Source organism: Solwaraspora sp. WMMA2056 (genome assembly GCF_030345095.1).
Classification (GTDB): Bacteria; Actinomycetota; Actinomycetes; order Mycobacteriales; family Micromonosporaceae; genus Micromonospora_E.
The window spans coordinates 2,984,775-2,997,683 of sequence record NZ_CP128360.1; the positions used below are offsets into that span (position 1 = coordinate 2,984,775).

Sequence of the window (12,909 nt, forward strand, 5' to 3'; positions counted from 1 at the left end):
GACGGCCTGTTCATGGAGATCATCGGCATACGATTCTTCGATGGACGTTGGCACCCGTCGGGTCGGCATCATGGGCGGCACTTTCGATCCGATCCACCAGGGGCATCTGGTGGCGGCCAGCGAGGTGGCGGAGCGGTTCGCGCTCGACGAGGTGGTCTTCGTCCCGACCGGGGATCCGTGGGAGAAGGCCGGGTTGACGGTCAGCTCGGCCGAGGACCGGTATCTGATGACGGTGATCGCGACGGCATCCAACCCGCGTTTCCAGGTCAGCCGGGCGGACATCGACCGGCCGGGGCCGACGTACACCGTCGACACGCTGCGCGACCTGCAGGCGGTGTACGGACCGAAGGCGCAGCTGTTCTTCATCACCGGCGCGGACGCCCTGGAGAAGATCCTGTCCTGGAAAGACACCGACGCGATGTTCGAGCTGGCGCACTTCATCGGGGTGACCCGGCCGGGCTTCGAGTTGTCCGACGCGCACCTGCCGGCCGACACGGTGACCCTGGTCGAGGTGCCGGCGATGGCGATCTCGTCGACCGAGTGCCGGGCGCGGGTCGCCGCCGGCAAGCCGCTGTGGTACCTCGTGCCGGACGGTGTGGTGCAGTACATCGCCAAACGCCGGCTGTACGAGCCGGAATCTTCGAGTGAATGATACGCCTTTCTAGTAGTTTGGGCGCTTCATACCGATTACCGCCTCGGCCGAGTGTGAGAGGCTAGAGCAGCGAAAGTCGCCTAGCTGAAGGAGTGTTGTCGAGGTGATCCGATGAGCGCCTCAGAGCGCGCGCGGGAGCTGGCCCTCACGGCCGCCCAGGCCGCTGCCGACAAGAAGGCGCAGGACATCGTCGTCATCGACGTGGCCGACCGGATGGCGATCACCGACGCCTTCGTGCTCGCCTCGGCACCCAACGAGCGCCAGGTGCTGGCGATCGTCGACGCCATCGAGGAGAGCCTGGTCGGGCTGCCGGAGAAGGCCAAGCCGATCCGCCGCGAAGGTGACCGCGCCGGCCGGTGGGTGCTGCTCGACTTCAACGACATCGTCGTGCACGTCCAGCACACCGAGGAGCGCGAGTTCTACGCGCTCGACCGGCTCTGGAAGGACTGCCCGGTGATTCCGTTCGTCGACCGGGACCTGGTCGACGCCGAGGCCGGCGCTGCCGAATGACCCGGCTGATCGTCTGGCGGCACGGCAACACCGACTGGAACGCCGGCGACCGGGTGCAGGGCCAGACCGACACCGCCCTCAACGACCTCGGTCGGTCGCAGGCCGTCGCCGCCGCGCCGCTGCTGGCGGCACTGCGACCGGACGCGATCGTCGCCAGCGACCTGCAGCGCGCCGCCGACACCGCGGCGGCGCTGGTGGCCCTCACCGGCCTGCCGGTGCGCACCGACCGCCGGCTACGCGAGCGCTACTACGGCCTCTGGCAAGGGCTCACCATGACGACCATCGCCGAACGGTTCCCCACCGAGCACGCCCGCTGGCGCTCCGGCGACCAGGCACCCGGCTGCGAGGTGGAAAGCCTCGACGACCTCGGCAAACGAGTCGGCGAAGCGCTGCAGGACGCCGCTGACACCGCCCCCGGTGGCACGGTCGTCGTCGCCACCCACGGCGGCGCCGCCCGGCAGGGCTGCGGCCACCTGCTCGGCTGGGGCACCGACGTGCTGCGCACGGTCGCCCCGCTGCAGAACTGCCACTGGACCGAGTTGCGGCACGATCCGGCGCGTGGCTGGCAGTTGCGGGCACACAACGTCGGGGTCACCAGCACCCGGGACATTCCGGCACCGGTGTGACCAGGCGCGGGCCGCGCGTCGGTCCGTCCCGGCGGTCAGGGTGATCATCGGCTACCGTGCCGGAATGCCCGTCGCGGTCGTCACCGACTCCACCGCCTACCTGCCCGGTACGCTGGCAGACCGGCCCAGCCTCACGGTGGTGCCGTTGACCGTGGTCGTCGACGGCGTCGCTCACCAGGAAGGCCTCGACCTCACCCCGGCCGACGTGGCCCGGGCGCTGTCGGTCCGTCGACCGGCGGTCAGCACCTCCCGACCCGCACCGGAGCAGTTCGTCGAGACGTACCGGCGGCTGCTCGCCACCGACGGCCCGCAGGCCACCGACGACCGGGACGGCCCGCGTACCCAGGGAGGTTCGGACGGTCCGGCGGGCCGGGCGTCGGCGATCGTGTCGGTGCACCTGTCCGCCGAACTCTCCGGCACCGTGGAGGCCGCCGAACTGGCGGCCCGCGAGGTCGGGCCGGACCGGGTCGCCGTGGTGGACAGCGGCTCGACCGGGATGGGCCTCGGCTTTCCCGCCCTGGCCGCGGCCGCCGTCGCGGCCGCCGGTGGTGACCTGCACGAGGTACGGTCTGCGGCGGTCGAGACAGCGGCCCGGACCCGGACCTTGTTCTACGTCGACACGTTGGAGCACCTGCGGCGGGGCGGGCGGATCACCGCCGCCTCCGCGCTACTGGGTACCGCGCTGTCGGTGAAGCCGATCCTGCACATGCAGGACGGGCGGATCGTGCTGCGCGACAAGGTCCGTACCGCCACCAGGGCGCTGGCGAAGCTGGTGGATCTGGCCTGGGCGGAAGCCGGGGACGCGGTGGCGGTCGACGTCGCCGTACACCATCTGGGCGATCCGGACCGCGCCACGATGCTGCTCGCCCAACTGGCCGAGCGCCTCGGCGACCGGTTGCGGGACAGCTACGTGGCGCCGATCGGCGCGGTGGTGACCGCGCACGCCGGACCCGGCCTGGTGTCGATCGTGGTGCACCGGCGCGCCGGTTAGGCGGCCCGGACAAGGCCCGGGGCGGCCTGGTCGGGCCGGGGCGGCGGCCTGCGCATTAGCACACTGCGGCTCGACGTGTCGCCCCGTCCACAGGGGCAGCGGTTGTCCACAGGTGGCATCCGGGCGATGCGCGTACGCCGAGCGGGTTGCCTAGCTTCGGGGCGTGACCGACCACGACACAGTCCGGCGCCGGCTGGCCCGACTCCGCCAGCCGGTGGACCGCTCGCCGTCCCCCTCGTCATTCGTGGACCTGGGTGGCCCCGGCGGGCCGACCGATCCGGTGGACCGCCTCGGCTCCACCGACGGTGTCGACGGCGAGTCCGACGACGATCCCGCCGAGTGGGAGCAGCCTCTCGACGACGGGCGCGCGACCGGCGGGCCGGGTCGGCTGGCGGCCTTCGATCCCGGTCACCGGGGAGTCAGGGCCCTCGCGGCCGTCGCTGTCGTGGTGGTGGCCGTCGCCGCGTTCCTGGCCTGGCGGTCCCGGCCACCGGTCGACCCGGTGTCGCCGCCTGCGGCGACGGCTGGCAGCGCCGCCCCGGGCAGCGCCGCCCCGGGCAGCGCCGCCCCGGTCAGCGGCGGTCCGCCGACCGGAGCGGCGACAGCCGACCCCGCCGCAGGCACCGCGTCAGCCGAGGTGGTCGTCGCCGTGACCGGTCGGGTCCACCGGCCCGGCCTGGTGACCCTGCCCGCCGGGGCGCGGGTCGCCGACGCGCTGGCTGCGGCGGGCGGCGCGCTGCCCGGCACCGACCTCGCCTGGCTCAACCTGGCCCGACAGGTCACCGACGGTGAGCTGGTCGCGGTCGGCGTCACCCCGCCGCCCGGTGTGGTGCTCGACCCCGGCGGGCACAGTGGCGGCGGGCACAGCGGCGCGGGCAGTGCCGTCGGTGGGGGCAAGGTCAACCTGAACAGCGCCACCCTGCAGCAGCTGGAGACCCTGCCCGGGGTCGGGCCGGTGCTCGCCCAGCGCATCATCGACCACCGCGAGCGGGTCGGCGGGTTCGGGACGGTCGCCGATCTGCGCGAGGTCAGTGGGATCGGCGATGCCCGGTTCGAGCAGTTGCGTGACCTGGTGATCGTGTGAGCAGCGGCCGGGGTGGCCCCACCGATCTGCCCGACCTGCGGTTGGCCGGGTTCGCGACGGCCTGCTGGCTGGCCGCACTCGTGGTCGTGTACGGATCCGTCAGCCGTGGTGTGGCACTGATCGTCGGAGGCCTGGTGGTCGCGGTCGGGCTGGTCGCCGGGATGTCGATCATCCGCCGGGCGCGGTGCCGCCCACCCGGTCGGGAAGATGGCCGCTGGTCGGGTCGGGCGTGGTGGCACCGGTCCCGTAGGTTCGGCTGGATCGGGGTGGCCCTGGCGATCGGCGTCGTCTGCGGGAGCGCGGCGGCGACCGCCCAGGTCGCGGTCCGGGATGCTCGCGCGCTCGCCGACCTGGTCGACGCGCACGCGGCGGTCACCGTCGACCTGGTCGTCCGCGACGACCCACGGCAGATCCGGTCTGCGGTCGCCGGCCCGGCGCTCTGGCTCGTCACGACCCGGCTGGTCGTGGTGCGACCGGCCGACGTCGGGTCGCGGCAGCCGGCCACCGCTGCGGACCAGGGAATCGACGCGGCGCAGGGGTCCGTCGTCAGCGGCCGGTTCGCCATCGGGGTCCGGCTGCTGGTGCTGGGCACCAGCGGAGGCTGGGCCGGCCTGCTGCCCGGTCAGCAGATCCGGGTCGACGGCCGGTTGATGCCACCCCGAGGCGGCGACCTCACGGCGGCGGTGCTCTCGACCGATGCCGAGCCGGTGCCACACGGCCGGCCGAGCCTGGCGCAGCGGGCCGCCGGAGCGCTTCGAGCCGGCCTGCAGGACGCCTGCGCCGAGCTGGCCGATGAGCCGGGTGGCCTGTTGCCGGGCCTCGTGGTGGGCGACACCAGCCGACTCGACGCCGGCGTCGAGGAGGATTTCCGGGCCACCGGGCTGACCCATCTGGTAGCGGTGAGCGGTTCCAACGTCGCGATCATCGTGGGGTTCGTGCTGCTGCTGGTGAGATGGTGTCGGGCCGGTCCCGGGCTGGCGGCTGCGGCCTGCGCCGTCGCGCTGGTCGGCTTCGTGATCCTGGCCCGTCCGTCGCCGAGCGTCGTGCGCGCCGGTCTGATGGGTGCCATAGCGTTGCTCGCGTTGGCGACCGGTCGGCAACGGGCGGCACTGCCCGCGCTGGCGACCACCGTGGCGGTGCTGGTCATGATCGATCCACAGTTGGCGGTCGACGCGGGCTTCGCCCTGTCCGTCCTGGCGACGGGAGGGTTGTTGCTGCTCGCCCCCCGGTGGCGGGACGCGCTGGTGGCGCGTGGCATGCCGCAGGGAGTGGCCGATGCCCTGGTGATCCCGGCCGCCGCCCAGTTCGCCTGCACGCCGGTGGTGGCGGGACTCTCCGGCACGGTGAGCCTCGTCGCCGTACCGGCGAATCTGCTGGCGGTGCCGGCGATCGCGCCGGCGACGGTCTGTGGCGTCGCCGCCGCCGTCGCCTCCGTCGTCTGGCCGGCCGGAGCCGAGTTCGTGGCGTGGGTCGGTCACTGGCCGGCGTGGTGGTTGGTGCTGGTCGCACGGCACGGCGCGGCGACACCAGCGGGCGCACTGCCGTGGCCCGACGGGGTGGCCGGAGCCTTGTCACTGGCGGCGTTGTCGGTCGCCGTACTGCTGCTCGCGCGGCATGGGCTCACCCGTCGGTTGCTGGCGGTCGTCGCCGTCGGGTCGGTGATCGGGGCGCTGCCGGTGCGGCTCGTCGCGCCGGGTTGGCCACCGGCCGGCTGGGTGGTGGCGGTCTGCGCGGTCGGTCAGGGCGATGTCGTGGTGCTGCCGGCGGGTCCGCGTACCGCCGTCGTGGTCGACGCCGGTCCGAACCCGGCGGCGGCCGACCGGTGCCTGCGCCGACTGCGTGTCCGGTCGGTGTCGTTGCTGGTCGTCAGCCACTTTCACGCCGACCATGTGGCCGGCGTCGCGGGTGTGCTGCGGCACCGGCAGGTGGGTGCGGTGGCCACGACCGGCTGGTTGGAGCCGGCGGCCGGGCGGGACGCCGTGCGACTGGCCGCGGCACGTGCCGGGGTCGCGGTCGGTGCGGTGCCGGCCGGCTGGACCTACCGGTACGGGCCGGTCGAGCTGGTGGTCCTCGGGCCGGTCGAGCCGTTCGTCGGAACCCGGTCCGATCCGAACAACAATTCGTTGATGCTCCTCGCGACGGTTCGTGGGGTGCGGATCCTGCTCACCGGGGACGCCGAACACGAGTCGCAGCGCGCGTTGCTGGAGCGGTTCGGTCCGGCGGGGCTGCGGGCCGACGTACTCAAGGTGGCCCATCATGGGTCGGCGCTGCAGGAGGTGGCATTCCTGGACGCCGTCGATCCGGCCGTCGCGGTGGTGCCGGTCGGGGCGGGCAACCGGTACGGCCATCCGGATCCGGGGGTGCTCACCCGGCTGGTGGCCGGCGGCGCGCGGGTGCTGCGGACCGATCTGGACGGCGACCTTGCGGTGGTGCGCCGCGACGGCCGGCTGGCGGTGTCGACCCGCCCCCTGGACGCCACCGACGGCGGTCCGGGCCGCTAGCCGCGACGTCCGTGGACGGCAGCATGGCCGACTCGCCGATCGGTCCGTGGCGGTTGGTCGTAACTCGACAATAAATGTCCCTATTATCGAAGAGTGATCGAACCGCTACGCAGAGCCAAAGTGGGGGTTGTTGTGGCCGCTACGGGCCGTGCGAACATGGCGGGCGTGAATCTTGCCGCACCGCCCGCCGTCCTGCTCGTGCTGGGCGACGAGGAACTGCTGTCCACCCGGGCGGTGTCCGACGCCGTCCAGGTCGCCCGGGCCGCTGACCCCGACGCCGACGTGCGCGAGTACGAGGCCGGTACGGTCGCCGCCGGCGAAGTCGCCGAGATGCTCAGCCCGTCGCTGTTCGGCGGACGCCGGCTGCTCGTGCTGCGCAGCGGGCAGGACGCCCGCAAGGACCTCGTCACCGCCCTGCTGGCATACGCGAAACAGCCCGACCCTGAGGTGACCCTGGTGGTCACCCACGCTGGCGGGGCCAAGGGAAAGGCGTTCGCCGACGGGCTGCGCGCCGCCGGAGCCACCGTGGTGCCGGCGGCCAAACTCAAGGGCCATCGCGAACGGGTCGCCTTCGTCCGTGACGAGTTCCGGCGTGCCGGCGGCCGGTGCACCGACGACGCCGCCGAGGCGCTGCTCGCCGCCGTCGGCAACGACCTGCGTGAGCTGTCGGCGGCGTGTGCCCAGCTGATGGCGGACACCACCGGGCGGATCGACGCGTCGACAGTGGGGCGGTACTACCGGGGGCGTGCCGAGGTCAGCGGCTTCACCGTCGCGGACGCGGCGATCATCGGCGATGTGCCCGGCGCGTTGGAGGCCCTGCGGTGGGCGCTGCACGTCGGAGTGGATCCGGTGCCGATCGCCGACGCGCTGGCCGACGGTGTCCGTACCGTCGCCCGGGTCGCCTCGGCCGGCCGGGGGAGTCCGTACCAACTGGCGAGCAGCCTCGGCATGCCCGCCTGGAAGATCGAGCGGGCACAGCGACAGAGTCGAGGGTGGAGCCCGGAGGCGTTGGTCGACGCGATGCACGCGGCCGCCCGGTGCAACGCCGACGTCAAGGGCGGCTCCGACGACCGCGGGTACGCCCTGGAACGGGCCGTGGTCGCGGTCGCACAGGCGCGGCGCGGCGGTGACCGCCGATGAGGTCGGCCCGGATCCAGCAGCGGTCGGCGCATCCCGGACCGGCGGCGTTCGCCCCGACGCCGGCCAACAACGTCGACGTGGAAGCGGATCTCGTCGGCGTCGACGCGGACCTCACCGGGATCGATGCGGACCTGGACGACGTCGACGACTTCCCGCCGCTCTACGCCCGGGTGCTGCGGCTGCGCCACCTTCGCCCCAACGGCCTGACCTGCCTGCTGTTCTTCGAGGGCAGTCTGGTCGTCGGTGGCCTGCTGGCCCTGGCTGAACTGATCCCGTGGTGGGGCATGTTCGTGCTGGCGGTGGCGGTGGCTGCCATGGTCAAGGTCAACGACGTGGTCGCCGCCGCCGTTCACCGCAGTGCCGAACTGGTCCCCGAGCGGGAGCAGGAACGGTTCCGCTGGGACATGACACCGGCGGTCGGCCGTACGCCCCGACCGGTGATCGGCGACCGGCCTGTCCTGCCGGGCCACGACGACGGAGTGCGGCCGGTCGTCGGACCGGGTATCCGGATCCGCCGGCTCGCCGGAGCCCACACCGGGGCGACGTCGGCGTCGACCCGCGCCGCGTTGGCGGCACCCACCGTCTACCTGGAGACGGTGCCGACCTACCTGGAGACGGTGCCGACGACCGACCCGGCGGGGTGCGCCGCGCTGGCTGGGCCGACGGTCCTGCTCGACGTGGTGCCGGGCGCCGCAGGTGCGCCACGGTCCGGCACCCAGGGCGGCGACTGACCGCGAGTGGTGTCAGGCCACGACCACAGCCGCGTGGCGTGACAGCCGCTCCGGGATCGACGTGGGCGGCGGCGACCGGCACGCCCGTCCATGACGACAGCGCGCGGTGCCGGTCAGCTGACCGGCACCGCGCGCTGCGGAAACGTCGGAGCGTCCGCGCCTGTCAGGAGGCGAGCGACTGCAGACGCTTGGCGATCGCCGACTTGCGGTTCGCCGCCTGGTTCTTGTGGATCACGCCCTTGCTGACCGCCTTGTCGAGCTTGCGGCTCGCTTCCCGCATCAGCGCTGCGGCCTGCTCGGAGTCACCGCTCGTGCTGGCCTCGTTGAACTTGCGGACGGCGGTCTTCAGCGCCGACTTGACCGACTTGTTGCGCAGCCGACGCTTCTCGTTCTGCCGGTTGCGCTTGATCTGGGACTTGATGTTCGCCACGCGACAGCCTCGCCCTGCTCATCCGAAATCGAAAACGACCAAATGACAATCCGCCTGTGGCGTACGTCGCCGCCGACGCACCCGCTGGCGTGGGGGAGGGCGACTGGGCCCTGCCGCAGACGACGGCGATGCATACTGGCGGCGCGTGTCGCCACGCGCGAAAAGCCAGGCTACCAGTTGACCTGGCCGGCGGCCAAAACGGCCCACGGGTCAGGGTGCCGACCAGCCCTGCCGGTGCGCCAACCAGCTGAGCGCGGTCTCGCCGCTGAACCGTTGATGGGTGCGCGCGTGCGGCGACGCACCGGTCGGCCCGGCGGCGGAGCGGGTCAGCCAGTAGCCGGCCAACGCGGCCAGTGCGGCGTCCAGGCCGCCCGGTGGCGCGTCGGCCGAGGTGGGATGCGCGGCGAAGACCGCGTCCGCGTCCAGGCCGCTGGCGTACGCGGTGACCAGCAGGCTCGCCGTGTCGAACCAGGCCGGGCCGTGACACAGCCACGTCCAGTCACAGATCCAGGCCGTCCCGGCCCGGTCGATGAGAATGTTGTCCAGCCGCAGGTCGCCGTGGATCACTGCGTCGTCGACGACCAGATCGGGCAGGCGAGCCTCGATCGCGGCCAGCTCCGCCAGGTACCGCCGGACCAGTCGGTGGGTGTCGCCGCCGTCGGCCGGCAACGGGACCACCTCCCGGCCCGCCGCGATCTCCTGCCACCAGGCCAGGTCGGCGCGGGCAAGATCGGCCAGCCGGGGCAGGCCGACCCGGACGAGTCCCTCCGGCGGGCGCCGCAGCGCCGCAGCGGCACCCGCCCAGGCGCTCAGCGCGGCGTTGAGCTCCTCCGGCACCCACGGCAGCGCGGGCATCCGCCCGTCGACCGCGTCGAGGCAGAGCACGAAGTGGCCGGCGGTGGTCAACGTCCACCGGGGCCGGGCGGCGGGTACGGCCGGCGGCAGTTCGGCGGTCAGCGCCGCCTCGCGGGCGTACCAGTCGCTCAGATGGCGCTGCTGCACCAGCGACGCCGCCTTGACGAACACGCGCTCGCCGGCCGCCGTGGTGCAGACCGCAGCGAAGCCGCGGGTGAATCCGCCGCCGGCGCTGGTGGCCCAGGCCACCGGGCTGCCGAGCCGGCCGGAGATCGCCGCCCGGAGGTCGGCGGGTAGGTCCGCCCAGGTGGGTCGGACCGCTGTCGCGTCGTAGTTGATCGCGGGCAACCGCACTGTAGCCACCCCTCAATCCTGCCTCCTCGCCCGGCGCCTGCCCGGCAGCGGCGCACGGGCCACTGGTGGGCATGGCCGCCACCGGGTCGATCGGGGCGTGGGAACATAGGAGTCGACCGGCGGTGACGTCGGTGCAGACGACGTACTCTCCAGCCGAGCAGAACGGACCACCGTGCCACCGACGCCCGACTCCGGCGTGAACGCCCCTGGCGCCACCGATCCCGGCCGTATCCGCAACTTCTGCATCATCGCGCACATCGACCACGGTAAGTCGACCCTGGCCGACCGGATGTTGCAGCTCACCGAGGTCGTCGATCCCCGGCAGATGCGCGCGCAGTATCTGGACCGGATGGACATCGAGCGGGAACGCGGCATCACGATCAAGAGCCAGGCGGTACGGATGCCCTGGACCATCCGCGAGGGTGAGCGCCAGGGCGAGTCGGCGGTGTTGAACATGATCGACACCCCGGGGCACGTGGACTTCACCTACGAGGTGTCCCGGTCGTTGGCCGCCTGCGAAGGCGCGGTGCTGCTGGTTGACGCGGCGCAGGGCATCGAGGCGCAGACGCTGGCCAACCTCTACCTCGCGCTCGAGAACGACCTGCACGTCATCCCGGTACTCAACAAGATCGACCTGCCGGCGGCGCAGCCGGACAAGTACGCCGAGGAGCTGGCCCACCTGATCGGCGGAGATCCGGCCGACTGCATCCGGGTCTCCGGCAAGACCGGGGAGGGCGTCGCGCACCTGCTCGACGAGATCGTCCGCCAGTTCACCCCGCCGGTCGGCGACGCGGACGCGCCGGCCCGCGCGATGATCTTCGACTCGGTGTACGACGTCTACCGGGGCGTGGTCACCTACGTCCGGGTGATCGACGGGCGGATCGAGGCTCGGGACCGGATCAAGATGATGTCCACCGCAGCGGTGCACGAGCTGCTGGAGATCGGCGTCATCTCGCCTGAGATGATCAAGGCGCAGGCCCTCGGCGTCGGCGAGGTGGGGTACCTCATCACCGGCGTCAAGGACGTCCGGCAGTCCCGGGTGGGCGACACGGTCACCATCAACAGCCGGCCGGCCAGCGAGGCGCTCGGCGGTTACAAGGACCCCAAGCCGATGGTCTACTCCGGCCTGTACCCGATCGACGGGTCGGACTATCCGGCGTTGCGGGAGGCGCTGGACAAGCTCAAGCTCAACGACGCGGCACTGGCCTACGAGCCGGAGACCTCCGGTGCGCTCGGCTTCGGTTTCCGCTGCGGCTTTCTCGGGCTGCTGCACCTGGAGATCATCCGGGAGCGGCTGGAGCGCGAGTTCAACCTCGACCTCATCTCCACCGCACCGAACGTGGTCTACCGGGTGGTGCTGGAGGACGGGGAGACGATCACCGTCACCAACCCCAGCGAGTACCCGGTCGGCAAGATCGCCGAGGTGCACGAGCCGGTGGTCCGGGCCACCGTACTCACCCCGAACGACTTCGTCGGCGCGGTGATGGAGCTGTGCCAGGGGCGACGTGGCTCGCTGCAGGGCATGGACTACCTCTCCGCCGACCGGGTGGAGCTGCGCTACACACTGCCGCTCGCCGAGATCATCTTCGACTTCTTCGACCAGCTCAAGAGCCGGACCAAGGGCTACGCCTCGCTGGACTACGAGCCGTCCGGGGAGCAGCCGGCGGACCTGGTCAAGGTGGACATCCTGCTGCACGGCGAGCCGGTGGACGCCTTCAGCGCCATCGTGCACAAGGACAAGGCCTACGGGTACGGCACGACCATCGCGGCCAAGTTGCGGAGCCTGATCCCGCGCCAGCAGTTCGAGGTGCCGATCCAGGCGGCGATCGGCAGCCGGGTGATCGCCCGCGAGACGATCCGGGCGATCCGCAAGGACGTGCTCGCCAAGTGCTACGGCGGTGACATCAGCCGCAAGCGCAAGCTGCTGGAGAAGCAGAAGGAAGGCAAGAAGCGGATGAAGATGGTCGGTCGGGTGGAGGTGCCGCAGGAGGCCTTCATCGCCGCGCTGTCGACCTCCGACGGCCCGACCTCGGACGGGAAGTCCGGCGGTAAGCGGTGAGCCGGACGGGGCCCTCGCCGGCGGTGACCGGCTCCGGCGAGGCCCGGGGGTACGGTCCGGCCGCCGCGTACTGCCCGCGGTGCGGCAACCGGCTGGCCGGCCCGCCGCCGACACGCTGTGGGCGCTGCGCGTACCAGCTGTTCCACAACGCGCGGCCGGCGACCAACGTGATCGTGCTGGACGCGACGGGCACCCGGTTCCTGGCCATCCGGCGGGCCCGGCCGCCACGGGCGGGCTGGTGGGAGACCCCGGGCGGGTTCTGCGACGGCGCGGAGCATCCGGCGGCGGCGGCCGTGCGGGAGTGCCGTGAGGAGCTCGGCGCCGAGGTCGAGCTGGGCGAACTGGTCGGGCTCTACCCCGGCGAGTACGAGTTCCAGGACGAGGTGCTGACCGTACTCGAGTGTTTCTACCTCGCCACGCTCGTCGGCGGGCAGCTGCGGCCGGACGCGGCCGAGGCGAGCGCCACCGCCTGGTTTCCGCTGGACGCGCCGCCACCGTTGGCCTTCGCCACCATGGACGCGGCGGTCCGGGACGTGGCGGCGTCGCTGCGGCGATGAGGCCGGTGGCGCACGGATGGGCGCGAAGATGCACACCTGCGGACGATGAACCGGTTTGGTTGTCGGGATGGCTGGGAACTTGACGGTCACCAAGGACAACACGACATCTCCGACAAGGAGGCAGGAAAATGACCGTTGCCGGCATTCTCTCCGCGCTCATCATCGGCCTGATCATCGGCGCGCTCGGGCGCCTGGTGGTCCCCGGGAAGCAGAACATTCCGATCTGGCTGACCATGCTGATCGGTGTCGGCGCCGCGCTGCTGGGCACCGTGATCGCCCGGGCCGCCGGGTTCGCCACCACCGCCGGGTTCGACTGGCGGGAGTTCTTCCTCCAGGTCCTGCTCGCCGCGGTGGGTGTCGCGCTGGTGGTCGGCGTCAGCGGCCGGCGCAGCGTGAGCCGGTACTGACCCGGGCGGTAA

13 protein-coding genes are annotated in these 12,909 nt (G+C 72.4%); 11 read left to right on the forward strand and 2 right to left on the reverse strand.

All coding sequences use genetic code 11. The features are described 5' to 3' along the window. Window positions 1-40: 40 nt before the first annotated feature. The 8 genes from nadD (at window position 41) to O7608_RS13690 (ending at window position 8,235) form a co-directional block, all read left to right on the forward strand. Window positions 41-652 (forward strand): nicotinate-nucleotide adenylyltransferase, encoded by a 612-nt coding sequence (gene nadD / locus O7608_RS13655; protein ID WP_289210322.1) that lies wholly within the window; start codon window positions 41-43, stop codon window positions 650-652. Window positions 653-763: 111 nt separating this feature from the next. After that, window positions 764-1,162, forward strand: a complete 399-nt coding sequence (rsfS, locus tag O7608_RS13660) for a ribosome silencing factor (RefSeq protein WP_289210323.1) — start codon at window positions 764-766, stop codon at window positions 1,160-1,162. Next, entirely contained in the window at window positions 1,159-1,788 is a 630-nt protein-coding gene (locus O7608_RS13665) for a histidine phosphatase family protein (RefSeq protein ID WP_289210324.1), read from the forward strand. Before rsfS ends, O7608_RS13665 begins: the two co-directional genes overlap by 4 nt. A gap of 64 nt (window positions 1,789-1,852) precedes the next feature. Continuing rightward, entirely contained in the window at window positions 1,853-2,779 is a 927-nt protein-coding gene (locus O7608_RS13670) for a DegV family protein (protein ID WP_289210325.1), read from the forward strand. A gap of 163 nt (window positions 2,780-2,942) precedes the next feature. Then, complete coding sequence (locus tag O7608_RS13675; RefSeq protein ID WP_289210326.1) at window positions 2,943-3,863, forward strand: ComEA family DNA-binding protein; 921 nt, start codon at window positions 2,943-2,945, stop codon at window positions 3,861-3,863. Further along, window positions 3,860-6,364 carry a ComEC/Rec2 family competence protein gene (locus tag O7608_RS13680; RefSeq protein ID WP_289210327.1) on the forward strand — a complete coding sequence of 835 codons (2,505 nt, stop codon included), beginning with the start codon at window positions 3,860-3,862 and terminating at the stop codon, window positions 6,362-6,364. Before O7608_RS13675 ends, O7608_RS13680 begins: the two co-directional genes overlap by 4 nt. A 156-nt stretch (window positions 6,365-6,520) precedes the next feature. Next, the gene (holA, locus tag O7608_RS13685; RefSeq protein ID WP_289210328.1) at window positions 6,521-7,504 is read left to right on the forward strand and encodes a DNA polymerase III subunit delta; all 984 of its coding nucleotides are present in this window, start codon (window positions 6,521-6,523) and stop codon (window positions 7,502-7,504) included. After that, window positions 7,501-8,235: a hypothetical protein gene (locus O7608_RS13690; RefSeq protein WP_289210329.1), complete on the forward strand. Its 735-nt coding sequence runs from the start codon at window positions 7,501-7,503 to the stop codon at window positions 8,233-8,235. The genes holA and O7608_RS13690 overlap by 4 nt, the downstream gene beginning before the upstream one ends. Before the next feature lie 163 nt (window positions 8,236-8,398). Here O7608_RS13690 and rpsT read toward each other — a convergent pair whose 3' ends face one another. Together rpsT and O7608_RS13700 are read right to left on the reverse strand one after the other, a co-directional pair. Beyond that, window positions 8,399-8,665: a 30S ribosomal protein S20 gene (rpsT, locus tag O7608_RS13695; RefSeq protein WP_289210330.1), complete on the reverse strand. Its 267-nt coding sequence runs from the start codon at window positions 8,663-8,665 to the stop codon at window positions 8,399-8,401. A 210-nt stretch (window positions 8,666-8,875) separates the two neighbouring features. Next, window positions 8,876-9,883 carry a phosphotransferase gene (locus O7608_RS13700; RefSeq protein WP_289210331.1) on the reverse strand — a complete coding sequence of 336 codons (1,008 nt, stop codon included), beginning with the start codon at window positions 9,881-9,883 and terminating at the stop codon, window positions 8,876-8,878. Window positions 9,884-10,046: 163 nt separating this feature from the next. On the opposite strand from O7608_RS13700, the gene lepA reads away from it, so the two are divergent. The 3 genes from lepA (at window position 10,047) to O7608_RS13715 (ending at window position 12,897) form a co-directional block, all read left to right on the forward strand. Further along, window positions 10,047-11,933 (forward strand): translation elongation factor 4, encoded by a 1,887-nt coding sequence (gene lepA / locus O7608_RS13705; protein ID WP_289210332.1) that lies wholly within the window; start codon window positions 10,047-10,049, stop codon window positions 11,931-11,933. Next, window positions 11,930-12,490, forward strand: a complete 561-nt coding sequence (locus O7608_RS13710) for an NUDIX hydrolase (RefSeq protein ID WP_289210333.1) — start codon at window positions 11,930-11,932, stop codon at window positions 12,488-12,490. Before lepA ends, O7608_RS13710 begins: the two co-directional genes overlap by 4 nt. 128 nt (window positions 12,491-12,618) lie before the next feature. Beyond that, window positions 12,619-12,897: a GlsB/YeaQ/YmgE family stress response membrane protein gene (locus tag O7608_RS13715; RefSeq protein WP_289210334.1), complete on the forward strand. Its 279-nt coding sequence runs from the start codon at window positions 12,619-12,621 to the stop codon at window positions 12,895-12,897. The last annotated feature ends 12 nt before the right edge of the window (window positions 12,898-12,909 follow it).